Annotated in this window: 18 protein-coding genes and 1 pseudogene; 6 read left to right on the forward strand and 13 right to left on the reverse strand. The window is 45.5% G+C overall.

Translation table 11 applies throughout. The features are described from left to right. Positions 1–113: 113 nt before the first annotated feature. Positions 114–1,637 carry a threonine ammonia-lyase, biosynthetic gene (ilvA, locus tag ACTHTY_RS03260; protein ID WP_440366450.1) on the forward strand — a complete coding sequence of 508 codons (1,524 nt, stop codon included), beginning with the start codon at positions 114–116 and terminating at the stop codon, positions 1,635–1,637. 59 nt (positions 1,638–1,696) lie between these two features. Here ilvA and trmB read toward each other — a convergent pair whose 3' ends face one another. From trmB to ACTHTY_RS03275, 3 genes are all read right to left on the reverse strand, one after another. Then, on the reverse strand, positions 1,697–2,413 hold the full coding sequence (trmB, locus tag ACTHTY_RS03265) for a tRNA (guanosine(46)-N7)-methyltransferase TrmB (RefSeq protein ID WP_440366451.1): 717 nt from the start codon (positions 2,411–2,413) through the stop codon (positions 1,697–1,699). Between the two features lie 136 nt (positions 2,414–2,549). Next, positions 2,550–3,206 carry a response regulator gene (locus ACTHTY_RS03270; RefSeq protein ID WP_003746785.1) on the reverse strand — a complete coding sequence of 219 codons (657 nt, stop codon included), beginning with the start codon at positions 3,204–3,206 and terminating at the stop codon, positions 2,550–2,552. After that, positions 3,203–4,963 carry a histidine kinase gene (locus ACTHTY_RS03275; RefSeq protein ID WP_440366452.1) on the reverse strand — a complete coding sequence of 587 codons (1,761 nt, stop codon included), beginning with the start codon at positions 4,961–4,963 and terminating at the stop codon, positions 3,203–3,205. Before ACTHTY_RS03275 ends, ACTHTY_RS03270 begins: the two co-directional genes overlap by 4 nt. Before the next feature lie 260 nt (positions 4,964–5,223). On the opposite strand from ACTHTY_RS03275, the gene mobA reads away from it, so the two are divergent. Beyond that, on the forward strand, positions 5,224–5,805 hold the full coding sequence (mobA, locus tag ACTHTY_RS03280) for a molybdenum cofactor guanylyltransferase MobA (RefSeq protein WP_036490834.1): 582 nt from the start codon (positions 5,224–5,226) through the stop codon (positions 5,803–5,805). A 77-nt stretch (positions 5,806–5,882) separates the two neighbouring features. On the opposite strand, the gene ACTHTY_RS03285 is transcribed toward mobA, so the two are convergent. The 4 genes from ACTHTY_RS03285 to ACTHTY_RS03300 all read right to left on the reverse strand — a co-directional run bounded on the left by ACTHTY_RS03285 (position 5,883) and on the right by ACTHTY_RS03300 (position 13,047). Then, a complete protein-coding gene (locus ACTHTY_RS03285) occupies positions 5,883–9,002 on the reverse strand; it encodes a type I restriction endonuclease subunit R (RefSeq protein WP_440366453.1) in 3,120 nt (1,039 codons plus the stop codon). A gap of 68 nt (positions 9,003–9,070) precedes the next feature. Further along, positions 9,071–10,282 carry a restriction endonuclease subunit S gene (locus ACTHTY_RS03290; RefSeq protein WP_440361163.1) on the reverse strand — a complete coding sequence of 404 codons (1,212 nt, stop codon included), beginning with the start codon at positions 10,280–10,282 and terminating at the stop codon, positions 9,071–9,073. 9 nt (positions 10,283–10,291) lie between these two features. Continuing rightward, positions 10,292–11,959, reverse strand: a complete 1,668-nt coding sequence (locus tag ACTHTY_RS03295) for an N-6 DNA methylase (RefSeq protein WP_440366477.1) — start codon at positions 11,957–11,959, stop codon at positions 10,292–10,294. Beyond that, complete coding sequence (locus tag ACTHTY_RS03300; RefSeq protein WP_440366454.1) at positions 11,944–13,047, reverse strand: type I restriction-modification system subunit M; 1,104 nt, start codon at positions 13,045–13,047, stop codon at positions 11,944–11,946. The genes ACTHTY_RS03295 and ACTHTY_RS03300 overlap by 16 nt, the downstream gene beginning before the upstream one ends. A 305-nt stretch (positions 13,048–13,352) precedes the next feature. On the opposite strand from ACTHTY_RS03300, the gene ACTHTY_RS03305 reads away from it, so the two are divergent. Beyond that, entirely contained in the window at positions 13,353–13,487 is a 135-nt protein-coding gene (locus ACTHTY_RS03305) for a hypothetical protein (protein ID WP_440361455.1), read from the forward strand. A 6-nt stretch (positions 13,488–13,493) separates the two neighbouring features. Here the strand turns inward: ACTHTY_RS03305 and ACTHTY_RS03310 are convergent, their stop codons facing one another. Continuing rightward, a complete protein-coding gene (locus ACTHTY_RS03310) occupies positions 13,494–14,480 on the reverse strand; it encodes a GlxA family transcriptional regulator (protein WP_440366455.1) in 987 nt (328 codons plus the stop codon). A gap of 97 nt (positions 14,481–14,577) precedes the next feature. On the opposite strand from ACTHTY_RS03310, the gene ACTHTY_RS03315 reads away from it, so the two are divergent. Further along, positions 14,578–15,429, forward strand: coding sequence for an MBL fold metallo-hydrolase (locus ACTHTY_RS03315; protein ID WP_440366456.1), 852 nt, complete (start codon positions 14,578–14,580; stop codon positions 15,427–15,429). Positions 15,430–15,439: 10 nt separating this feature from the next. Here the strand turns inward: ACTHTY_RS03315 and ACTHTY_RS03320 are convergent, their stop codons facing one another. Then, positions 15,440–15,691 carry a hypothetical protein gene (locus ACTHTY_RS03320; protein WP_232445028.1) on the reverse strand — a complete coding sequence of 84 codons (252 nt, stop codon included), beginning with the start codon at positions 15,689–15,691 and terminating at the stop codon, positions 15,440–15,442. Between ACTHTY_RS03320 and ACTHTY_RS03325 the strand changes: the two genes are divergently transcribed. Continuing rightward, positions 15,666–16,007, forward strand: coding sequence for a LysR substrate-binding domain-containing protein (locus tag ACTHTY_RS03325; RefSeq protein WP_440366457.1), 342 nt, complete (start codon positions 15,666–15,668; stop codon positions 16,005–16,007). The genes ACTHTY_RS03320 and ACTHTY_RS03325 overlap by 26 nt on opposite strands. An 83-nt stretch (positions 16,008–16,090) precedes the next feature. Further along, positions 16,091–16,669 carry an NAD(P)H-dependent oxidoreductase gene (locus ACTHTY_RS03330; RefSeq protein ID WP_063068973.1) on the forward strand — a complete coding sequence of 193 codons (579 nt, stop codon included), beginning with the start codon at positions 16,091–16,093 and terminating at the stop codon, positions 16,667–16,669. Positions 16,670–16,726: 57 nt separating this feature from the next. On the opposite strand, the gene ACTHTY_RS03335 is transcribed toward ACTHTY_RS03330, so the two are convergent. The 4 genes and pseudogenes from ACTHTY_RS03335 to ACTHTY_RS03350 form a co-directional block, all read right to left on the reverse strand. Beyond that, a complete protein-coding gene (locus ACTHTY_RS03335; RefSeq protein WP_440366458.1) occupies positions 16,727–17,359 on the reverse strand; it encodes a histidine phosphatase family protein in 633 nt (210 codons plus the stop codon). A gap of 90 nt (positions 17,360–17,449) precedes the next feature. Further along, positions 17,450–19,393, reverse strand: a complete 1,944-nt coding sequence (locus tag ACTHTY_RS03340; RefSeq protein ID WP_440366459.1) for a PEP/pyruvate-binding domain-containing protein — start codon at positions 19,391–19,393, stop codon at positions 17,450–17,452. 173 nt (positions 19,394–19,566) lie between these two features. Further along, positions 19,567–20,114, reverse strand: a pseudogene (locus tag ACTHTY_RS03345) (transposase). Positions 20,115–20,233: 119 nt separating this feature from the next. Continuing rightward, a partial coding sequence (locus ACTHTY_RS03350) for an RHS repeat-associated core domain-containing protein (protein WP_440366460.1) occupies positions 20,234–22,491 on the reverse strand: 2,258 nt, incomplete at its 5' end.

Raw genomic sequence — 22,491 nt, forward strand, 5'->3', positions numbered from 1 at the left:
TAGGCTTTGCTAAGATTTTTCTTGCCTTCAGACGGCCTCAGGGGTATGGTTTTAACTTTTTCCTCTGGTCGATTTGACCGAATTGCAATTTATTTCCGAACACTAAAAATACCATGAACCATTCCCTTCCTCTTTCTGATTATCTAACCCGTATTTTGACCGCTTCCGTTTATGATGTAGCCGTAGAAACGCCTTTGGATTTGGCACGCAGTTTGTCAGGCCGTCTGAACAATCAGGTTTTGCTCAAACGTGAAGATTTGCAGCCGGTGTTTTCGTTCAAAATCCGCGGTGCGTACAACAAAATGGCGAAGCTGCCGAAAGAAGCCTTGGATTGCGGCGTGATTGCTGCCAGCGCGGGCAACCATGCGCAGGGTGTGGCTTTGTCGGCGCAATATTTAGGTTGCCGCGCCGTCATCGTGATGCCGGAAACTACGCCGAAAATCAAAATTGATGCAGTAAAGAGCCGAGGCGGCGAAGTGGTATTGAAAGGCGTATCTTATAATGATGCCTATGATTATGCGATGGAGTTGGCAGAAAAGGAAAAACTGACTTATATCGCGCCGTTTGATGATCCTGATGTGATTGCCGGTCAGGGAACCATCGGCATGGAAATCCTCCGTCAACACCGCAATATCAATGCGATTTTTGTTCCGATTGGCGGCGGCGGTTTGGCAGCAGGCGTAGCGGCATTTATCAAACAGGTTTGCCCTGAGATTAAAGTGATTGGCGTGCAAACCGATGACTCTTGCTGTATGAAGCAATCGGTAGAAGCAGGGGAAATCGTACATTTAAAAGATGTCGGTCTGTTTTCAGACGGCACGGCAGTTAAAGTGGTGGGCGAGGAAACCTTCCGCCTGTGTAAAGAGCTGTTGGACGAAATTATTACGGTCAATACGGATATGTTGTGCGGCGCGATTAAAGATATTTTTGACGATACGCGCAGCATTACCGAGCCTGCGGGCGCATTGGCGCTTGCCGGCTTGAAGGCTTACGTTGCGAAAAACAATATTCAAGGTCAAAACTTGGTTGCCGTCACCAGTGGCGCCAATATGAACTTCCACCGCCTGCGCCATGTTTCAGAACGCAGTGAGCTGGGCGAAGGCAACGAAGGTATTTTTGCCGTTACCATTCCCGAAGAAAAGGGCAGCTTCCTGAAGTTTATCAATTTGTTGGGAAGCCGGAACATTACTGAGTTTAACTATCGCTACGGCAGCGATAAAAATGCGCATATTTTTGTCGGCTTGCAAACCGCCGGTGCGCAAGACTTGGCCGTCATCAGTGAACAACTGACTAAAGCAGGCTTGCCCAATGTCGATTTGACCAATGATGAGATCGCCAAAATCCATATCCGTTACATGGTCGGCGGCCGTACGGAAAAAGTAGCCAACGAACGTTTGGTCAGCTTTGAATTTCCTGAGCGCCCGGGTGCGTTGTCCCGTTTCTTGAACCATATGCGCGCCGAATGGAATATTACTTTGTTCCATTATCGCAATCATGGCGCAGACTACGGCCGTATTTTGGTCGGTATCGATGTACCTGAAAGTGACAATGAAGCCTTTGCCGACTTTTTGGAGAGCTTGGGTTATGTTTATAAAGAAGAAACCGATAATCCGGCTTATAAACTTTTCTTGGCTTAATCAGTAAGATAGAAGGCCGTCTGAAATTTTTCAGACGGCCTTGTGTTTTATGTTTGGCTTTATTTCTTACGGAACACCAAGTCCCAAACGCTATGACCCAATCGTTTGCCTCGGGCTTCAAATTTGGTTTCAGGACGATAATCAGGCGTAGGGGCGTAATCGGCAGCCGTGTTTTGCAAAGAGTCGAAACTGCTCAAAACCTCCAGCATTTGCACGGCGTATTCTTCCCAGTCGGTCGCCATATGGACATAGCCGCCGCTTTTGAGTTTGGGCAGCAGCTTTTCAACAAACGGCACTTGTACCAAGCGGCGTTTATTGTGGCGTTTTTTGTGCCAAGGGTCAGGGAAGAAAATATGAATGCCGTCTAAAGAACCGTCTTTCAGCATCTTTTCCACCACTTCCACTGCATCATGACGCATCACGCGGATATTGGAAATGTGTTCTTCCTCAATCAGCTTCAAAATATTGCCGACGCCCGGGCCGTGAACATCAATCGCTAAAAAGTCGGTATCGGGCAGACGTTTGGCAATTTCCACTGTTGCGACGCCCATACCGAAACCGATTTCCAAAACTTTAGGATTGTCCCGTCCAAAAGCATGGTTCAAATCCAAAGGAGCTTCTTGGAAGTCCACACCAAATTGCGGCCACATCGTATCGATGGCGCGCTGTTGGGCTGCAGTCATATGGCCTTGGCGCAAGACGAAACTGCGGATGCTGCGTTTGTGTTCTTCAGGAACGGTATTTTCAGGTGTATTTTCTGGAATGTTTTCGGACATGTTGTTTTAAATCAGTGGGAAATCAAATAAAAAGGCCGTCTGAAAAATCAGACAACCCTGCATACAAATCGCCGTGATTATAGCGAATAAACGCTTTACCTGAAACCTTTTAAAAAGAAGGTTTCAGACGGCCTTTTTAAGACAATTCCGGTTGCGGTACTTTGTGTTGCACCGCATAAACCGCAGCTTGAACGCGGCTGCTTAGATTCAGCTTGCGCAACAGGTTCTGCACATGCACTTTGACGGTTGACTCTGCCAAGTTCAAATGGCGGGCAATGATTTTATTGCTGTGTCCGGCGGCAAGGTAGCCTAAGATTTCCATTTCGCGCGGGGTCAGCTGCGCCAGCAGATGGTCTGAGCGGGAAGGAGATGGAGAAATCAGTGATTGCACCAAGCGGCTGGTCATTTCTGGAGAAAAGACATTATCGCCATCGACAGCTTTGCGGATGCTTTCCAACAGGAAGTCGGCGTTGATGTTTTTCAGCAAAAAGCCTTTTGCACCCATACGCATACATTCGGTCAAGTCGTCACTGTCTTCGGAAACAGTCAGCATGATGACGGTCAGTTGCGGATTGATGCTCAGAATTTGAGCCAGTGCTTCGCGGCCGTTCATGACCGGCATATCCAAGTCCAGCAAAACTACGTCAGGCTTGAGCTGTTCGACCATTTTTACGCCGGCCAGGCCGTCTGAAGCTTCGCCGACGACTTCAAAATCAGGCTGGCGGGAGAGCAGAGCTTTGATGCCGCTGCGAAATAGGGTGTGGTCGTCAATAAGGGTAATTTTAATCGTCATGATGCTGTTCTCATTTGTTGCGGCAAAGTCAGCATAACCGCCGTACCTTGCCCAATCTGCGATGTAATGGCCAATTCTGCGTTAATCCGTTGGGCACGTTCCTGCATAATGCCCAAGCCGACATGTTCGCCTGAAGGCCGGTTTGATAGGTGTTCTTTATTAAAGCCTGCGCCGTCGTCCCGAATCGTCATGACAAAATCGCCGTGGTTGGCAATTTCGACGCTGACATGTTGCGCACGCGCGTGTTTCCGGATATTGGACAGGCTTTCCTGCAAGATGAAGATGATTTGCAAATGCTCATCATAATTTAATGCCTGCCCGTCGTCCTGCCATTTTAAATCAACTGGAATACCAGTTTGTCGTTCAAAACGTGCCAGCAGCGATTCTACCGCTTCAGGAAAATCTTTATTACTGATTTTGGTGCGGAAATTCATCAGAAGCTCGCGGACGTCTTCATAGCATTCCTGCACGCCGTCTTTAATGAAGCTGATATTTTCTTCAGCCTGATCGCGTTGGTTTGAAGCAAACGCGCTTTCCAACATTTGCACCTGCAAATTCAAAAAGGTCAGGGCTTGTGCAATGCTGTCATGCAAACCTTGTGCAATCAAGTTGCGTTCCTGCAAGACAGCAAGCAGACGGCGTTCTTGTTCCATGCGGTTGTTGGCGATGGAAATCCCCAGCTGCCCGCTTAAAGTCTGCAACAATTTTTCGTCTTGCTCATCAGGCATATGGCCATCTGAAAAATACAGGGCCAATACACCGAGCTGTTCGTCTTGGTAAACGATTGGGAATTCTACACGATTTCCCTCTTCGGTTTCACCGACACTTGCCGCCAAGTCAGAGCGTTTGCGTTCTTCATCGGAAAGATATACCGTACCGCCCAAAGCGGAAAACGCCGGCAGAATCTGAGCCAAAAATTCTTCTGCGGCCTGTTGCGGCGTAAAGGTTTGGTGCAGGTTGCGCGTAGTCTGGTAGAGCAGGGTCAAGTCACGGTTTTGCCGGGCCAAGTCTTGGGTTTGTTGGGCAACCTGTCCTTCTAAATCCGTATAAAGCGTTTTCAGACGGCGGCTCATTTGGTTGAAGCCCTTGCTGACTTGGGCGAATTCACGAATTTGGTCTGTATCGATTTGCACCCCGAAACGACCTTCGCTGATGGTTTCCACCCCGTCGCGCAATTTTTCCAGCGGCCGGATGATCCACGAATAATGCCAAACAATCATCAAGCCGGCGGCCACTAAAATCATCAGCATCATCGCCATTTGAAAACGGCGCAGCCACAAAGTATTTTGCTCGTTGGCGTTTTCCATTGCTTGTAAAAACAGCTCGATATTGCCGGCAAAACGGTATAGGCCGATTTGGGTCGGCCGCTCGTAATGTTGCAAAGAAGGCTTGATGTTGGATTCCCAATCAATTAACAGCATCGATTGGATCAAATCGTAAGCCAGCGGCATTTGTGACGGAATCAGCGGATGAATGGCATCGCTTTGCGTTACATTGGCCAGCGTACGTTCAAATTCTTTGATTTGGTTGTCAATTTGAGCATTGGGCGTACGGACGCTTGCCATATAAGCCAAGCGATACACCTGCATTTTCAAGCTGCCCGCATCTTCAATCGTTTTGGCCGCGCTTTCCAAACGCCAAGAAAGCAGCAGGGTAAAGGCAATCGACAAAAAAGCCGAGCCGACCCATAACACAGTCAGCAGTTTTAAACGCGAGGACAGGCTCAGGCCGTCTGAAGATCCGGAGAATAAACGCATAAAGCACGCAGGAAGACTAATCCGATAATCTTATAAAAATATCATTCTTTCGGCCTATAAACAACCTGTCTAAAATAATTGTATGGTTATGATAAGAAAAAACAGGGGTTTAATGTAAAATCATGTTATGATAAAATTCATCTTAAGTGAATTAAATCACAAAATCAGGTTTTAGACGGCCTGAAACCTTAAAAACTTATTCCATAAATACAACATCTCGAATAACACTTACACACTCTGCTTTGCAAAGGACTACCAAAATGAAAATTTTTGCACTGATATTGGCCGGCGGGCAGGGAAGCCGGATGGGAGGTGTCGATAAAGGGTTGGTGCAGTGGCACAACAAAGCCTTGATAGACCACGTTATCGAAAAAATCCGCCCGCAAGTCAGCCATATCGCCATCAGTGCCAACCGCAACCTTGAATCTTATGCCCAACGCAGCGCGCACGTTTTCTCGGATGCGCGCCAATGGCAGCATTACGGCCCTTTAGCCGCCTTGTGTACCGCCGCCAACGATTTGCAAATTGCTACTGCAGACTGGCTGCTTATCGTCTCCTGCGATATGCCCCGCCTGCCTGAAAACTTGGTTTCCCAGTTTGAGACCATCGCCAAACGCACGCCGTTGTGCAATGCATTTTACGTTGAAACCCCGTCCAGACCGCATTACAGCGTGATGTTTATCCGTCCACAAATCCTGCAAAGCACCGTGCCATACCTTTATTCAGGAATGCGCAGCATCCGCGGCTGGTTGCAGCAGCAACGCGCACGGGTCGTTCCTTTCCCTCATGAGCAGGATTTTATCAGCTACAACACGGAAAACGATTTGGCTCAGCCTTTGTAGCTGGGTCAGTAAGGGGACTAATATTCAGATAGGAATATGCCATTTGATGATGGTTAAAATCTTCCAATAGGTAATAACTATCTTGTAATTAGTTCCCTTAGAAATTCATCAATCCGTATATTTAAATAAAATATACGTTCTTCGTTAAAATAAGCTTTGGCTTTTTCCCTATCGACTGTTGCTTTTAGGTCATTTAGTCTGCCTAAGTCCAAATTTTCGCTGGTATATTTTCTTGCCAACAGCGCACGTAGCAAATCTCCATCCAGCCCTAAACCTTTAATTACTTTTAGCACCTTATCATTGGCATCTTTTTGTTTATACGTGGTGATGTAATCACTTAATGTTAAATTTGGATCAAGCTTGATATCGCCGGATTGCACATCATGTAAAAACAACTCAGCAAATTTTTGATCTTCCTTAGAAAGCGTAGCAAAAGAGTGGTGTAGCTCCTCAAGTGCAGCAGCTTCTTCTATGCCGCCGATGGTTTTAAGCCATTTTTCAAAACGGGCATTCATATAATTTTGATCAATTTTATCGGTTTCGATTTCGTTGATGTGCGAACGCAAATCAAACGGCACATCATCGCTACCGCCACCATTGCCTGAACTTTCTTTAAACAAATCTTTATAACGAGCCAGCAGTTTATCGTAGGTCTCTTGATCGAAATTGAGTGTGGCAGTGATCACGCTGTCGTCTTCCTGTACCACGTCATAGCTTAATTTTTCCCAAGAAAAGCCCAAGAGCCGAGCAGCTTGTAAGTGCTCATTGAGCTGATTGAATAGTTTGACAAACTTTGCGCATGAGGTTGTATCATCAGGGTTTTTTGAAAAATCCTCTAATCCTGCCCATTTGAAAATATCGGCAATATCGGCAAAACAGACATTCATTTTGTCGATAACCTTATCTAAATTATCGACAAACAGCCCCATTGGACGGTCGCCCGAATAAAGTTTTACGGCTCGCTCAATATTGCGTTGCATCGTATGCGGCTTGCGGTAATAGCGGATTAAACCAAAAGGCTTATCCGTTTTGTCGCATACGCGGTTAGTACGGGAAAACGCCTGAATCAAGTTGGCGTAATCTAAAATTTTGTCTAAATAGAGCGTATTGAGCCATTTGCTGTCGAAGCCTGTCAGCATCTGATCGACCACAATCAACAAATCCAGCTGCTCGTCGGGCTTGATTCTCTTATACGCATTGATATGCGACAACCTATCCGACAAATCCGTTTTAAATCGGGAATAGGTGGCATAGCCGAAGCTTGTGCCGAACTGGGCGTTGTAATCTTCCAAAATTTCGGCAATCCATATTTCCTTGTTGTTGCCTTGCCCATCGTTAAGAATATTCGGATCGAAAAGGGTGGTCAGTTTCGGCAAGGAATTTTTAGCTTCCTCAGAATTTCCGACTTTCTCAGCAATTCTGATTTTCTCAGCAATTTTGGCTTTAATTAAGCGATAATAATCGACCGCTTCGGGAATAGAGCTGGTGGCAAAAATAGCATGATATTTTTTGCCTTGGCTGAGGCGTGGCCAATTTTCCAGCATGTCGTCGATCACTGCATTCACATGTTCCAGCGTTTGATATTGCACATTGGGTATATAATCTTCAATGCCTTTTTGATATTTGCCGTCTGAAGTATATTCTCCCGCCATCGGCACATCGTTCATAAATTGATTGTAGATTTTTTTCTTTTGATCATCGGCAAATACTTCGCTTTCATCTGTTGCTTTGGCTTCTTGCAGGGCGACAGATCTGCGTAAATCGCTGTCTTTAAAGGTACGGATATGGAAGGGGTGAAAGCCCAGCACATTTTCATCACGAATGCCGTCTGCAATCGAATAGCGGTGCAATTCATTGCCGAAAACCGTGGCAGTGGTTGAATTTTTCTTAGCGTTTTCTTCTTCAATCGGCGTGCCGGTAAAGCCAAAGAAAAGTGCATTGGGGAAGGTATGCTTAATGGTGAGCAACATATCGCCAAAAGTAGTGCGGTGGGCTTCATCAACGATAAACACCAAACGTTTACCACTGATTTGCTCGATATCAGCCTCATTTACCCCTTCTTCCGCCTTGATATTACTCATTTTTTGAATGGAGGTAACGATTAAGCGGTCGCGGTCTTGTTTGCTTTTCAGCTTGGCGAGCAAAATAGCGGTGTTTTCCGTTGCCTGCACATCATCTTTACTATCGGCAAAATTCTGATATTCCTCCAGCGATTGCTTGCCCAGCTCAATACGGTCGAGCAAGAAAATCACCTTATCCGCATCTTTGCGACGGCTGATTAACTGCGCCGATTTAAAACTTGACATCGTTTTTCCCGAGCCTGTGGTATGCCAAATATAGCCACCGCGCTGATTGCCCGAAGTCCAATCTGTTTTTGCCACCGTGTCGGCAATTTTGTTGACCGCATAATACTGATAGCTGCGCAACACTTTCAGCTGCTCGTCGTTCGCATCGGCAATGGTGTAATCGCCGATAAACTGATGCGCCATCGGAATCGAGAGGAAATGCGTCGCCACCTTATCCCAATCGTTCATATACACATTATTGAAATCAGCCCAACGGAAGTAAAACACCGGATTTAATTGACCGCCGGTATTGGCAAAATAGCGGCATTCTTCCGGCGTCATCGCCACAAACACCTGCACCAGGCTAAAAATGCCCGAAAACGCGCCTGCCTTATGGTATCGCTCAATTTGATTGGTCGCTTGGCTGATGGGCACACCTGAACGCTTCAGCTCAATATGAAACATCGGCATGCCGTTGATTAACAGCATCAAATCGCCTCGCTGCTTAGGGTATAAATCCGAACGAGGAGTAAATTGGGGCTGCTGGGCAATTTGATAGCGGCTTTTGCCGGCAGAAATTTCCTCACGGTCGAAAATATCCAGCGACACTTCCTTGCCGAAATGACGGCTTTCCTCATTTTCACGCTTGATTGCCACCGTTTTGCCGTTGATAAAGCCGTTTAACGCATAAGGCGTTTTCAATGCCTGCACCTGCTCCAAAATCTGGTTCATTTCTGAGCGAATCAACGGCACATCGAGCTTGTCGATATGTTGGTTGGTTTTATTCAAATGCTCCTGCCAGTTGGCAATCAACTCTTCTTCGGTGGGATAGCGCAACACTTCCTTTTCCCAGCTTTTGGTGGTAAGCAAGGCAATCAGTGCGTTTTCAAAATCAGCTTCTTTATTAAACATTCTTTTTCTCCGTAAGGGCGCTACCACAATTTTTCAGACGGCCTCAATCATGGGCAGGAACGCCCGCCCTATACCAACATCACCGCCAATAGCCCTTTTTTGAGTTGGTTTAGTTTTTCGACCTCTGCCGACTGTAAGGCAATGGTTTCGTCCAATTGGCGGAAAAAATTACCAATGGCGCTTTGTTCTTTAGGGGTAGGAATAAACACAATATTCTTCTCAATATCTTTTGCATTTATGGATGGCAAAGCTCCGATTTGGGCTAATGCAGGCAAATCAATCGTATCAAAAAGTGTTTTCATAAAATAATTATCCAAGCTTGAATCTAAGATAAACGCCATTGTATTGTTATCAAGTAAAAATGGAGTATTAACCAGCCGTTTACGATTTAACAGTAAAGCTGCTCCAACTTTGGCAAAAAATATACATGGGAGCTGTTGAATAACTTGCCATCGTTGTTTATCAATTTGTTCTTGGGTTACATAGTTATTGGCTTTTCTTAGATAAACTTCGTTACCCGATAAATTCATATCTGACACTTTGAAAAATGGTATGCCATTTTCTCCACCTTGCTCATTTTCAGAAAAACCAATACCTGATAAGCAATAACCCAAGCAGCCTAATTCATTTCGCTCCCACTCCCCCTCAAACCCTTTAAAACGGATTTTCGGTATTTTTTCACCGTTTGCGGGGAACATTTTTGCCAACATGGCCTTTTTAAGCTGACGGCTTTTTTCCAACACCGTACGGCTCTCTGCAATTTGGCTGTCTAAGCGACGGAAAAAATTGCCAAGATGGGCTTGTTCTTCAGCAGTTGGAGGAAGTAAGATTGCTATGTTTTGTAGACTACTTGTATTAATTGCTGGGTAACTTGTCCCCGTGCAACGTAATAGAACTTCTTGAACAAATTCTTCTTTCTGCACCAACGTTAATAAAAAATAACCATCATTTTGTGGACGAATTTGAATATATCCAGTTGAAAATACGAAATTTTCATTATTTTTCTCAAATAGATAATTGTTTTTTTGGTAAGGACGAACAGCCTGAAAAAACAAATCCCCATTTTTAGCTAATCTTTGTGCTCTTGAAGGTGCTGTTTCCTTAAATTCTTCCCTATAGGAAATTAGTTGAGTACCAACAACAGACTCTAAATCAACATACTGGAAAATTTGGGGAATTTCTGCTTTAGGATTAAATTCTCCAACGCTTTCAAAACCTTCCGTCTTCCATTCTCCCGTAAAACCCTGAAACCGCAAACGTGGCTCTTGTTGCTTATTCATTTTTCCCCCTTAGCCTTTCAAAATCGCCTGCCATGCGGCAATACCCTGCAAATCAAAGTCGCTGCCGGTGAGTTCGTCCATCATTTGCGCCAGTGCGGTGGCGCTTTCTTGTTTGCGTTGGCTGATATGCTGATAGGTGTCGGCATATTTGTCGCAAAGTGCGGTCAGTTTTTGGCTGAATTGCGCCAGCATGTTTTCAGGCAGCCTACGCATCGCCGCATTGAGCGGAACAAACCATTTTTGGCGGAGCAAATCGAGGGCTTCGGCATCATCCAGGGATTCAATGGTGGCTTTGGTTTTGCTGTGCAGCTCAGCACTGTCTGCTTTAATATCGTCTTTAATGTCTTTTTCTTCAGCTAATAAGTCTTGTGCCTTTAACAACTTACTTTCTAAGCTCGCTTCGGGAAATTCATAGCCATGCCGTAATGATTTTAAATAATTGTTCACATTATTTTTGCCATAAGTTCCATCTTTAGAAGCTTGAATATTTGTCCAATTAACTGCGCTATTTGATTCAATAAAAGCTAATTTTTCAGCCTTTTTAGCCTTGTTTGACAATAATTCTAGGTAATTTTCCAATGCGATTGTTTCTTCTGTTGTAACGCTTGCATAAATTACTTTGAAATAAGCAGCAATTTCTTTAGCAATAAATGCATCATTATCGTCATTGACATAAGGTCCACTTTTTTCTTCTTCGCTCAAATCATCTAAAATACTCTGTAGTTCGGCGGCGATTTCCGCTAAGCGGGTTTCTTTGGCTTTCAGGTTTGCCAATTCCTGAGGCAGTTTGACAGCCTGCACCAATTCAAACGGCAGAATATGCCCCACCCAGCCCTCTTGTACTTCGGCTTCTTTTTTGGTTTTTTTGTCTTTTTTCAGCACCATAAATGGATCAACCTGCTTAATTGCCTGTTTGCCCTCGGTTTGGATCATCTCCAAATCGGCGGCAATGCCTGCCGCATCGGCACGCCATAAGTCATCAAGTTTTTGATAGGCGGTATAAAAATCCAATAAGGGCATTGCCTGCACTTTTTTCCGAATGAGTTCGGCAAGCTGTTGCTGGGTTTGGGAAATATTGAGTGTTTCCATCGGCTCAATCAGCAGGGTTTCCAAGCAAGCGGGGAAATCGGCAAAGTTTTGGGCAAATTGCGCTTGGTAATTCAGCACGCTGGCGTGGCTTTGCATGGCGGCTTTGAGATTGTCGGTTTTCGGCTGCACATAAGGTGTGCCGTTATCGGTAAATAAGGCCGTCTGTAAACCGTCAAAGGCTGCCCAATAGTCTGCGAATTGTGCCAGCTCGGCTTTGGGAATGCCGCCGTGCATGGTGGCGAAAATATCCCATTGCTCCACCGGCTCGGCAGAATCGACATAGCGCGGAATGTTGAGGTTGTAGCCGTTTGCTACAATTTCGGCTTTCGGCACAATGCGGGAGAATTTAGGCAATTCCCGACGATGGGTCACGCAATCGACAATGCGCTTGATGTCGCTTGCCTGCAAATGGTTGTTTTTGCCCACTTTGATGAAATGCTTGGAGGCGTCAATCATCAATACATCGTTACGTTGGCGCTCTTGGCGTAAAACGATGATGATGGTGGGAATGCCCGTACCAAAAAAGATATTGGCAGGCAGACCGATAATGGCATCGATATGATTGTATTCAATCAGATTTTTTCTGATTTTCTCTTCTTCTCCACCTCTCTAAAAAGCACGCCATGCGGCAAGACGATGGTCATGATGCCGTCGGGTTTTAAGTGGAAGAGGTCGTGCAATAGAAAGGCAAAATCGGCTTTTGCCTGCGGGGCGACGCCAAAACGTTTGTAGCGGATGTCGCCTTCTTTGTCTTTGGGATTCCACGGCTGGGAATAGGGCGGATTGGACACTACGGCATCCAGATACAGCGGATCGCCTTCCAGTGGCCAGTCGTCTTCTAATGTATCGGCATTGTGGGTGAAAATATTGCTCGGCAAAATGCCGCGCATGACCAAATTCATACGCGTGAGGTTGTAAGTGTTTTCTTTTAATTCTTGGGCGTAATATTTGATGCTGTCGGCGCTTTTGAGATGTTTGGCAACGCTATGGCCGATGTTGATCAGCAATGAACCTGAGCCGCTGGTCGGGTCGTAAATGCTGATTTCTTCACGGTCTTTGAGATGGTCGGCAATGATTTCAGACATCAGCAAAGATACTTCGTGCGGCGTATAAAATTCGCCCGCTTTTTTGCCTGCGTTGGCAGCAAACATACTAATCAGGTATTCATAAATAAAGCCCAATACGTCATAGCCCTGTTTACCGTCCATCGGAATATCGGCAATCAGTACAAAAAGGTCTTTCACTGCATTGGTTTGGTTGGTGGCGCCATCGCCCAATTTGCTCAAACCGGATTCTAAGGTCTTGAAAATACCGTCAAAAACAGTGGTGTAATTGTCGGCAATATTGCGACTGAAAGCGCTCATTGCCGTACGAACGTGGGCAATATTGAAATCCGAGCCTTGGGCTAGCCAAGTTGAGAATAGATGTTCGTAGCTGATGAAATAGCCGAGGTTTCTTTTGATATGGTTGACAAGCACCCCGTTAGATTCGGTAAGCTCATCGGCAAAATTTGATTTTTCTAAGCCTTGTTCAAGGGCAAATTTCTCCAGTTTGTCGGACAAAAATTTGTAGAAAATAAAGCCTAAGATGTAGTCTTTGTATTCGTTCGCTTCAATTTTGGAACGCATTTTATTCGCAGATTGCCAAATTTTGGCTGCAAGTTGTTGTTTATTCATTTTTTCTCTTATTGGTTTTTGATTTTATACATATTGCGGTATTTATGATTGCTTAGTGCAGGCTTTGCTATGATAAACCATCAACATAGTGTTTACATAATTTACATCGTAGAGGGAGTATGATTCATCGATGCAATGCAAAATGGTAGGAAAGCTCACATTACACAAAGGCCGTCTGAAACTCAACTTTCAGACGGCATCTTGTATCCATATAAGAGCCGCTATCTCTATTGGCGAGGATGAGATTGAGATTGTCATCTTTGAATATAAATGATTAGGATAGAACAAGCGTTTGGATTTTGAAGATGATTTATAAAAACTCTTTGAAATTTCTCTACTCTTTGAAAAAGAAAAAAGGCCGTCTGAAAAGTGCAGGCTGCTTTTTGGGTTTTCAGACGACCTCCAAAGCAGCCCGCACTCAAGTATTTTGGATTGACTAACGCGAGCTATCTGCCAAATACTTTCCGCCAGGCATTCGGATTGATTTTAAACTTAGCTTTGAACTGCAAACGTAGGTTTGCCGCGCTGCCGAAGCCGCTTTGTTCGGCGATGCGTTCTATCGGCAAATCCGTATTTTCCAACAAATCCTGTACCTGCCATAGCCGCTCTGTGGTGAGCCACTCACCGAAATTCATGCCTGTGGCTTGGGCGAAATGACGGATAAAGGTACGGCGGGAAACGGCTAATTTTTTTGCCAAATCGTCCAAGCGGTATGGGGTTGCAAGGTTTTGGCGCAGTTCGTCCAATAAGTGATTGATTTTGTCATCGGCGGTACGACGTTCGACAGGTCGGTGGATAAACTGTGCCTGCCCGCCTTCGCGGTGTGGTGCGGCAACTAGGGTACGGGCAAGGTCGTTGGCAACGGTTGCACCGTGGATTTTGCGGATGAGGTACAGGCAGCAATCCAGCCCGCCAGCCGCGCCTGCCGATGTTAAAAAGTTGCCGTCTTCCGCATATAGGCGGTTGGTATCCAGATGAATTTTAGGGAAACGGCGGACAAAGTCGTCTTCGGCAAGCCAGTGGGTGGCGGCGGTTCTGCCGTCTAAAAGTCCTGTGTAGGCAAGGGCGTAAGTGCCGTAACATAGGGCGGTGATATGCGCACCACGTTGTACTGCTTTCTGTAAATGTGCGCTCAACTCGGGTGTCGGGGCTTCTTCAATATTGCGCCAGCCTGCGATGATGATGATGTCGGCTTCTTCCGTCAAATCCAAGCCGCCGTATACGGGAATGCTTGTGCCTAGTGCCGTGATGACGTCTTTGCTGTCATCGGAACAGATTTTCAGGTCAAAGAGCGGATTGTCCCGATAGGTCGTCTGAAAAACAGAAAAGGGAATGTTGAAGACAAAATCATTCATGCCCGATTGAGCATATAGCACGATTTTGGGGACAGTTTGATTTTGGCGAAACTCGTTACGCTCGTTTTCAGACGACATTTTGGCACTATCCTTACGTTTATTGGCAATATTGCCTATTTTAGCCGATGTACCTGCTGCTTAAAATACGCTTCATGATTTTTTAAGGAGCAACATCATGAAATTCAAGCAATTTATTCTTGCCACTGTTTTGGGCGCGACAGCCTTTTCCGCTTGGGCAGACGATTCATACCAACATATCCGTAACGCTACTGCCAAAGTCGAATATGCGGGGCAGACGTTTTTGATTGACCCGTTTTTCGCCCCCAAGCATTCCATGAAGGGCTTTGCCGGCACGTTTAATAACCAAGCCAAAATGCCGCTGGTCGGGCTGCCGATGAGCGTGAATAAAATTTTGGACGGTGTGGATGCAGTTATCGTTACCCATACTCACGAAGACCATTGGGACGAAACCGCCGCACGTTCCATTCCGAAAAACCTACCCGTATATGTGCAGCACCAAGCTGACGCGGCCAAAATCCGCAGCCAAGGCTTTACTGATGTACGCGTGTTGAACGGCAGCACTGTCTTCAACGGCGTAACTATCAGCAAAACCGGTGGCGTACATGGTACAGAAGCCATGTATACCAACCCGCAGCTAGCCGAAATCTTAGGCGATGCAATGGGTGTGGTATTCCAAAGCAACGGACATAAAACCGCTTATATTATGGGTGATACTGTGTGGACGGCAGATGTAAACAAAGCATTGAACCGCTACAAACCCGATTATCTGATTATGAACACGGGCTACGCGCTGATTTCAGGAATTTCAGACGGCATTATTATGGGGACGGCTGATGTATTAAAAGCCAGCCAAGTCATGCCTAAAGCCAAAATCATCACCGTACACATGGATACCGTGAATCATACCGCCGTCAGCCGCGCCGATATGCGTAAATTTATACGCGGTCAAGGCATTGAAAGCCGTGTGAACGTTCCGGAAGACGGAGAAATCGTAAAACTGGATTGATAAACGGCTTTTACCTTAAAGCAGCCTGCACCTTGCTTTTCAAAGTGCAGGCTGCTTTATTTTTTGCCACTTTTGTTAAACCGTCCAACCATGCTTGATGGCCGTTTACCATTGGGTTTAGCACAGTTTCTGCCAAGCCTTTGGCGAGTTTGCCGATTTGGCTTTCTTCGGTTAATACATGCACGCGGTTGTTAGGCAGATTTTCTAAAATCCAAGCGCCGAAAATTAAAGTGGTGGTGCTGGCGATTAACGAAAGCATCATACAAAATCAGCTTGAACAGCGACAAATCAACTTTGCGTTGGTAACACCTGATTTCCAAGCACCGGATATTCACGCCAAAAATTTGTATGACGAACGCTATATCTGTGCCGTTCGCCACGATCACCCCATAGCTCAACAAACAGAACTTACCCTTGAGCAATTTTGCCAGTTAGAGCAAGCCTTGATTTTCTATAATGGCGGCCGCTTCAGCGGTGTTACCGACCAAGCCCTGAAAGCGATGGGGCTACAAAGAAATGTCAGCCTGTCGGTAATAGGTACGAGAAATTTCCCTTTATGGTCTGTAAATAGCGTATAAGTGAATGCACTTTTAAAAGATGCAGTAAAAAGGCATAATTGAAGCCCTCATTTTTCAGAATTATTTGTTGTAGGAGCAAAAAGATGAATATTTTATTATTGGATGGCGGTAAAGATTTCGGACATTCACATGGTGAGTTGAACCACACGCTTCATAAAAAAGCGAAAGAAGTTTTGACCGCACTTGGACACAATGTTCAAGAAACCGTGATTGATGCCGGCTATGATGTTGAGGCAGAAATCGAAAAATTCTTATGGATGGATGCAGTGATTTGGCAGATGCCAGGATGGTGGATGCACGAACCTTGGACAGTGAAAAAATACATAGATGAAGTATTAACCGCCGGACACGGCAAGCTTTACCACAGTGATGGCCGCCATCGTGTCAATCCAACTGAAGGCTACGGCACAGGTGGTTTGTTGCAAGGCAAAAAACATATGCTTTCACTTACTTGGAATGCGCCGATTGAAGCGTTTACTCGTGAAGGCGATTTCTTTGCAGGTAAAGGTGTGGATGTATTGTATATGCACTTCCACAAACTCAACGAATTCATCGGTTTGACCCGTCTGCCGACATTCTTATGTAACGATGTGATTAAAAATCCACAAGTAGAACAATACTTATCCGATTACCAAGCACATTTGGAAAAAGTATTTGGATAATTGCAAAAAAGGTGGGTAAAAATGCCCACCTTTTTTATTATTGATGAATAGTTGTGATCATTGTAAATGAGCCACATCGTTAAGTTGCTCAATATGAAAACCGCTTTCACTATCGTATTTCACGATACTGATCGAAGTATTCAACAATGACACGGATTTACCCTCATCACGATGGTTTTCCCAAGTCGCTCCGTCTAGTAAGGATAATAAAAGCCGCAAGGTATGGCCATGCGATACCACTAAAATATTGGCTCCCGATTGATGTACTTTAACGATATCGTAAAGGGCGGCCATTGCACGTACTGCTAATTGTTCAAAGGTTTCGCCACCATTGCTTAATGCTTTATAAGCTGCCGGGTCATTAGTCAGTTGTTTGAATTCGGTTAGCTTCCGCAAGTCGGCGATCTGCATACCTTCCCAACTTCCAAAAGATTGCTCATTTAATCCACAGTGCTGAAAAAGAGGGATGGGACGCTGGCCGATAATATGGCCAGCCGTATCAATGGCGCGTTGTAAAATACTGGAATAAGCAGCGGTAAATTCTACTTGTTGTAGCGCCGCCCCGGTTTTCTGAGCTCCTGTAATTCCTTGTTCGGTCAGTGGTGAATTGCCTGATCCCTGCAAAAGCCCCTGTTCGTTCCATTGGGTACGGCCATGGCGAATAAAATAAAATGTGAGCTGTTTTGACATCATAGTTCCTTGGAGAACAGGAAGTATAGGGTATAACTAACTTATGATGCAAAGGCCGTCTGAAACGATAATTTCAGACGGCCTTTTACTTTAACGTGTGCCGTTTAGATACGGTCGTGCTTGGAGAATAACAAGCTTACCGTTGTCAAACGCCCATTCGATATCCTGCTCGCCATTGGCAAATAGCTGTTTGATTTGTTGGCCGGTTTGGTCAAGGCGACGGATTTGTTCTTGATTCATCACGTTGCCACTGGTTACAGGCACCTCCCGTACTCCACCATTTTTATCCAGTTGCAATGCCGTGGTTTCATTAGAGGAGCTGAGACGTTGTACAGAATCATTTCGACGGTTATAGACTACCTGTTCGGCTATCCGTTTGCCTTCAACTACACGAATACCCAACCCGCGTTTGGCGGCAATGTAGGAGCTGTTTTTCTGAGCAATATCATAAGGATTGATGGTAACCAACACGCCGGAGAGATCTGCATTGATGCTTTGTTGCACAAAGACACTCATTTTCACGCTATCGTGAGGCAAACCGGCAATACGGCGGGCTTCGTATGCGCTGTAATTGAAAACGGAAGCCCAAGATTGCTTCACTGCTTCGGCCAACGCGTTTTCATCGGTAACATTTGGCACGGTGGTGTATAGCCCTGCGCCGCTGAAATTGGATAGGTCTTCGGAATTAGAGGAGCTGCGGACAAACACGCCTTTGCTGTTTAATTGATTGCGCCATTGCTCAGCCCATCTGTGTTTCCATTCCGATGGGATTTCGGCATCGGTAATTTTTTTCTGCAGTGTGAGTAAAGCAGTGCGTCGCTTGCGGTTGTCTCCATCACTTTGTGTTTCGATTTGGGCCAGTGTTGTTGCATTAATACCAAGCCTATCCATCATGGCTTGATAGTAGGCAAACGGAATGCAGAATCCGTCAGGTACATTACTACCTTTAATATGGGCGCGGATATGGCCGAGGTTAGCAGCCTTACTGCCGCAGTAACGGCTGTCATCACGGCGCAGGTTTGCCAAAGCCCTAAGGCCATAATCGGAAACATCAGGTTGGGGCAGGGTAAGGCCGTCTGAAAAGCTTTTACTGGTAGTGTTCCGGTTGGTTTGGATAATTCGGTATTGCTTAGCAGTCGCTTCAAATTCGATACGATGGCCAATATACGGGGCTAGGATTTTTTCTGCGTCTTTAAGGTAAATATTAGGAATCCCCCAGCCGCGTGCCAATACATTCACATGGGACAATGCAGTGGATGGTTTCTCACTAATAATCCCCGCCACAGGTGGCAGCTCTAGGGGAACCTCTTTCAAAATAATAATATCGTCGGAGCCGACATTATAAAGATCATCTTCTTTGGCAATAACGCGTAATGTACCTATCGCTTTACCTTGGTTTAGAGGCAGGTAGGGGAAATTCTTAATCAAACTTTCTTGGGTAATAAAAGGAACTTTGCTTTGTTCGGCAACGGTTTCCTGCCATAAAGAATTGGTTTTATAACGCAACGGAGCGTAGAAACTGTCTTTCAGACGGCCTGCTGCCAATCTCAACAATTCAGGCGTGATTTTATCTCCTTCCCAAAACTCATAAACATATTCCTGAGTACTATTCTGCCAACTGATAGTACCAAACAGATAACGCCGATTAGGACTACGGTATTGTTGATTCAATTCAGATTTTGACAGCATGGGTTTCAAGATAGTAGCCAGATAGTGCTCGTGCAGCCGAAATTTGGGAGTATTGATGTAGTCGGTACGGCCGTCGTCTTCACGATCGATGAGAAAGAGGATATGAGGAATTTCATATTCATTACCTTGCTCATAGATACGCGAAAGTAAGTCAAAATCGGCTTGGCTTTTGATTGCAGATAACGCAGGAACTTGTGTTTTAACTGGAGTGACTGCAGTTTGACGCTTTTCAGACTCGTAATAAGAAGGCTTACGCGCCGTTGGTGCAGCCGTATTGACTGTCTCAGCTTCAGGACGGCACGCTGAAAGTAAAAACAATATTGGGAGGCAAAAAGCAGGTTTCATGATGTTGTCGGTTATCCAAATCAGATGAAAAGAAATATACCTATTGTAAAAATCTAAATCAAACTGTTTGTTGCCTGGATAAATCAGTTTTATCATCTTATATTTATTTCAAAGACTGTCTGAAATTACATTTCAGACAGTCTTTGAAATGTTTTAGTAGCTGTTCTATATAACTAGAACAAATCTTCCTTTACTAATTGTTTCAAAATGGAAATTTTAGACTTTATTTCACTGCTGTTAAAATGCTATTCACACTCCTTCAAACTATAGCTCCAAATGCTCTTTGGAAATGCCGTTAAACTTACGTAAATGGCGTTTTGCTTGGTTCAAAAGTTCTCAACTCCTTAATATATTTTGTCGTTCAATACATCATAACTGTGATAATAATCCGTATAAACAATGCTATCAGGTTTAACTTGTTCGCGAATAATAGGGAATAAAATTGCTGTTTTAGTATTCATTATTGTAACGGTGTAAACCTTACCATTTCTCTTCAAATCCCGCATACAGCAACCTTGCCGATAGAATCACGACCGTGTTTACCTTTGCATTGTTCACTAAAATAACTTTCATCAACTACTCTTTTAAAAATTTTTAAATGCAGACTGTTTTGATAGACAATTAGATGTAAGTAATGAAAATAATAGGTAGTGGTATTTTTATTAACACTTACTAACTCTACTGCCGTTCTTGCAGTTACACCCGAAACAAAGAACTTAATGAGGTTATTTTGTTTGTATGGACTTAGACGATATTTTGCATAGGGATAATTCTAACTTAATTTGAATTTCCCTAGTTGTCTAGAACAGCCCTAAATTAATTTATAAATTACTTGTCCGCTTATTTTTTGTTATTTAGAATTTCACGATATCGTTCTAAAACCTCAGAAACAAAGTCTTGACAATTGTGAGTAATTACGTTGTAGGTTTTATTGCCATATCTAGGGACATTTTCAGGCTCAGGAAGCACGCCCCAATCATAGTTAGAAGGAGGATTAATCGATTCGTACCTTTTTGTCACATCATCAATAGCTTGTTTTAAAATTGCATCATCTAAAGTTTCAGGTGAACATTTATAACTACTCTTAATTATTTTAGGGTCAGTTTCTTGAAATAATCCTGTTGTAGTAAAGCCGATGTTTGAGTCATCACCAAAGAAAATATGTGAATGAAAGATGCCCAAATTTAAACCGGTCCAACCTGAAGTTCTGGCATTAAACGGTATACCACTCAATGGTCGAGTACATATGCGTGCGAGGCCTGATGAATCTATCCAAAATTGTACATTCGGCGCAAACTGATACAAATTGTCTCCACCCAACAACCCAATCGGATCCTGATTCACAAACCGACCTACATCAGGCTCATAATACCTGAAGAAGTTGTAATGCAGCCCCGTCTCGCGGTCGCAATACTGGTTTTGCAATCGGAAGGGTTGGTGCGCCGTTCCCGTTACGTTCGTTTCACTCTTCAGTTTGCCCCAGCCGTAATAATCGCCGAACCAAACCAGGTTGCCGTCTTTATCGGTCATCTCACGCGGGATGCCGATTTGGTCGCAGTGGAAGTAGTGGGTTTGTTGTCGGCTTTCTCCGTCTTCGTTGGTCCAGTTTCGGACTTGTGCTAAAGGCTCGTAGGAATCCGGGTCGGTGTAGATATAGGTATATCTGCCGTCCGAGCGGACTTCTTGCAAGAGGTGGCTGCCGTCCCAAACGAAGCGGGTTTGGTTTTCGAGGCCGTTCCCGCCTAAATCATGCGGGAATGACGTTTCTGAAACTTCTTCGTTTTTCAGACGGCCTTTGCCTATCCTTCTGCCTAGGGCATCGTAGGTGTAGGCCCAAGTTTCTTTCGTGCCGTCTTTTTTGAAGATTTCGGCTTTAACCAGTTGGTCATGCAGGTCGTAGAAGTAGTTCTGCACTTCGCCGTCGGCCAGTTCGCGGTGGATCAGGTTGCCGAGCTCGTCGTAGTAATAGGTCGTGCCGTTGTAGGTTTTCAGGCGGTTGTCGGGGATGGGATTGAGGCCGTCTGAAAGGATATTGTGCGCAGGGTCGAAGGCGAACATTTCATTACCCGCTTGGGTAATCCGGCCCAGTTTGTCGTACTCGAAGTGGGTCGTTCCCATCCGTTGGTCGGTACTGTGGGTCAGGTTGCCGGTGCGGTCGTAGCCGTAGCTGCGTTTGACGGCATAGACCGATGTTACTGCATTTTTCGCCGTCTCGGTCTGCGTCAGCTCGTTGAGTGCGGCAATTTGTTTTTTCAGACGGCCTAAAGGGTCAAGTTCGTAACGGCTGGCGAGTTTACCCTGTGTGCGGTAGATTTCGCGGTGCAGCTGATCACGTTCGATGTCGGTGATGACTTCGTCGTCGAGGCTGATTTGGTGCAGGTGGCCGCTGCCGTAATACAGGTAGTTGATCTGTCTGCCGTCGGGCAGGACGGTGGCGGTACGGTTACCGTTGAAGTCGTAGTGGTAGCGGATGCTTTCGGTAACGGGCAGGTACAGCATGTCGTACTGCGCATCGCGCCAGTCGGTTTCGGGCAAACCGTTTTGTGCGTTCTCTTCCTTAGCCGGTACTTTCCATTGGTGCTGGCCGATGATTTGGCCGTTGCCGTTGTAGTCGAAGCAGGTGATGCTTTGGCTGTTGGCGGCGCGGACGAGGTTGCCGTCCAGGTCGTATTGGTAAGCGGTTTCCTGAACCTTGTCGTTATCGCGGGCGAGGGTATGGATTAAGCGTCCCAATACATCGCGTTTGAACTCGGTAATCCGCAGCGGGGTTTGGCTGTCGAGGCCGTCTGAAAGCGGGGCGGCTTCTTTTTGGGGGACGGGTTGTCCGCCCAGTTGCGCCATCAGTTTGGCGGCGAGGGAGGCATCGTCGCCGAATTCGCGCTGCTCGACCAGTTCGTTGCCGGCGTTGTAGCGGTAGCCGGTGAGCTTATGGTCGAAACCGCTTTCGGCAATCAATCGGTCAAGGACGTCGTAGGCAAAGCGGTAGTGCGCACCGTTTTCATTGGTGAGGCCGACTAAGCGGCGGGCTTGGTCGTAATGGTAGCCGAAGGTATGGCCCAGCGCATTGGTGCGTTGGGTCGGCAGACCATCCTGGCCGT

Origin of the sequence: Neisseria sp. P0019.S002 (genome assembly GCF_051957155.1) — a bacterium.
GTDB classification, from domain to species: Bacteria; Pseudomonadota; Gammaproteobacteria; order Burkholderiales; family Neisseriaceae; genus Neisseria; species Neisseria perflava.

Coding starts and splice junctions, on each gene's coding strand:
- ilvA (WP_440366450.1), top strand. CDS start 114: ATGAACCATTCCCTTCCTCTTTCTGATTATCTAACCCGTATTTTGACC.
- trmB (WP_440366451.1), bottom strand. CDS start 2,413: ATGTCCGAAAACATTCCAGAAAATACACCTGAAAATACCGTTCCTGAA.
- ACTHTY_RS03270 (WP_003746785.1), bottom strand. CDS start 3,206: ATGACGATTAAAATTACCCTTATTGACGACCACACCCTATTTCGCAGC.
- ACTHTY_RS03275 (WP_440366452.1), bottom strand. CDS start 4,963: ATGCGTTTATTCTCCGGATCTTCAGACGGCCTGAGCCTGTCCTCGCGT.
- mobA (WP_036490834.1), top strand. CDS start 5,224: ATGAAAATTTTTGCACTGATATTGGCCGGCGGGCAGGGAAGCCGGATG.
- ACTHTY_RS03285 (WP_440366453.1), bottom strand. CDS start 9,002: ATGTTTAATAAAGAAGCTGATTTTGAAAACGCACTGATTGCCTTGCTT.
- ACTHTY_RS03290 (WP_440361163.1), bottom strand. CDS start 10,282: ATGAATAAGCAACAAGAGCCACGTTTGCGGTTTCAGGGTTTTACGGGA.
- ACTHTY_RS03300 (WP_440366454.1), bottom strand. CDS start 13,047: ATGAATAAACAACAACTTGCAGCCAAAATTTGGCAATCTGCGAATAAA.
- ACTHTY_RS03305 (WP_440361455.1), top strand. CDS start 13,353: ATGATTTATAAAAACTCTTTGAAATTTCTCTACTCTTTGAAAAAGAAA.
- ACTHTY_RS03310 (WP_440366455.1), bottom strand. CDS start 14,480: ATGTCGTCTGAAAACGAGCGTAACGAGTTTCGCCAAAATCAAACTGTC.
- ACTHTY_RS03315 (WP_440366456.1), top strand. CDS start 14,578: ATGAAATTCAAGCAATTTATTCTTGCCACTGTTTTGGGCGCGACAGCC.
- ACTHTY_RS03320 (WP_232445028.1), bottom strand. CDS start 15,691: ATGATGCTTTCGTTAATCGCCAGCACCACCACTTTAATTTTCGGCGCT.
- ACTHTY_RS03330 (WP_063068973.1), top strand. CDS start 16,091: ATGAATATTTTATTATTGGATGGCGGTAAAGATTTCGGACATTCACAT.
- ACTHTY_RS03335 (WP_440366458.1), bottom strand. CDS start 17,359: ATGTCAAAACAGCTCACATTTTATTTTATTCGCCATGGCCGTACCCAA.
- ACTHTY_RS03340 (WP_440366459.1), bottom strand. CDS start 19,393: ATGAAACCTGCTTTTTGCCTCCCAATATTGTTTTTACTTTCAGCGTGC.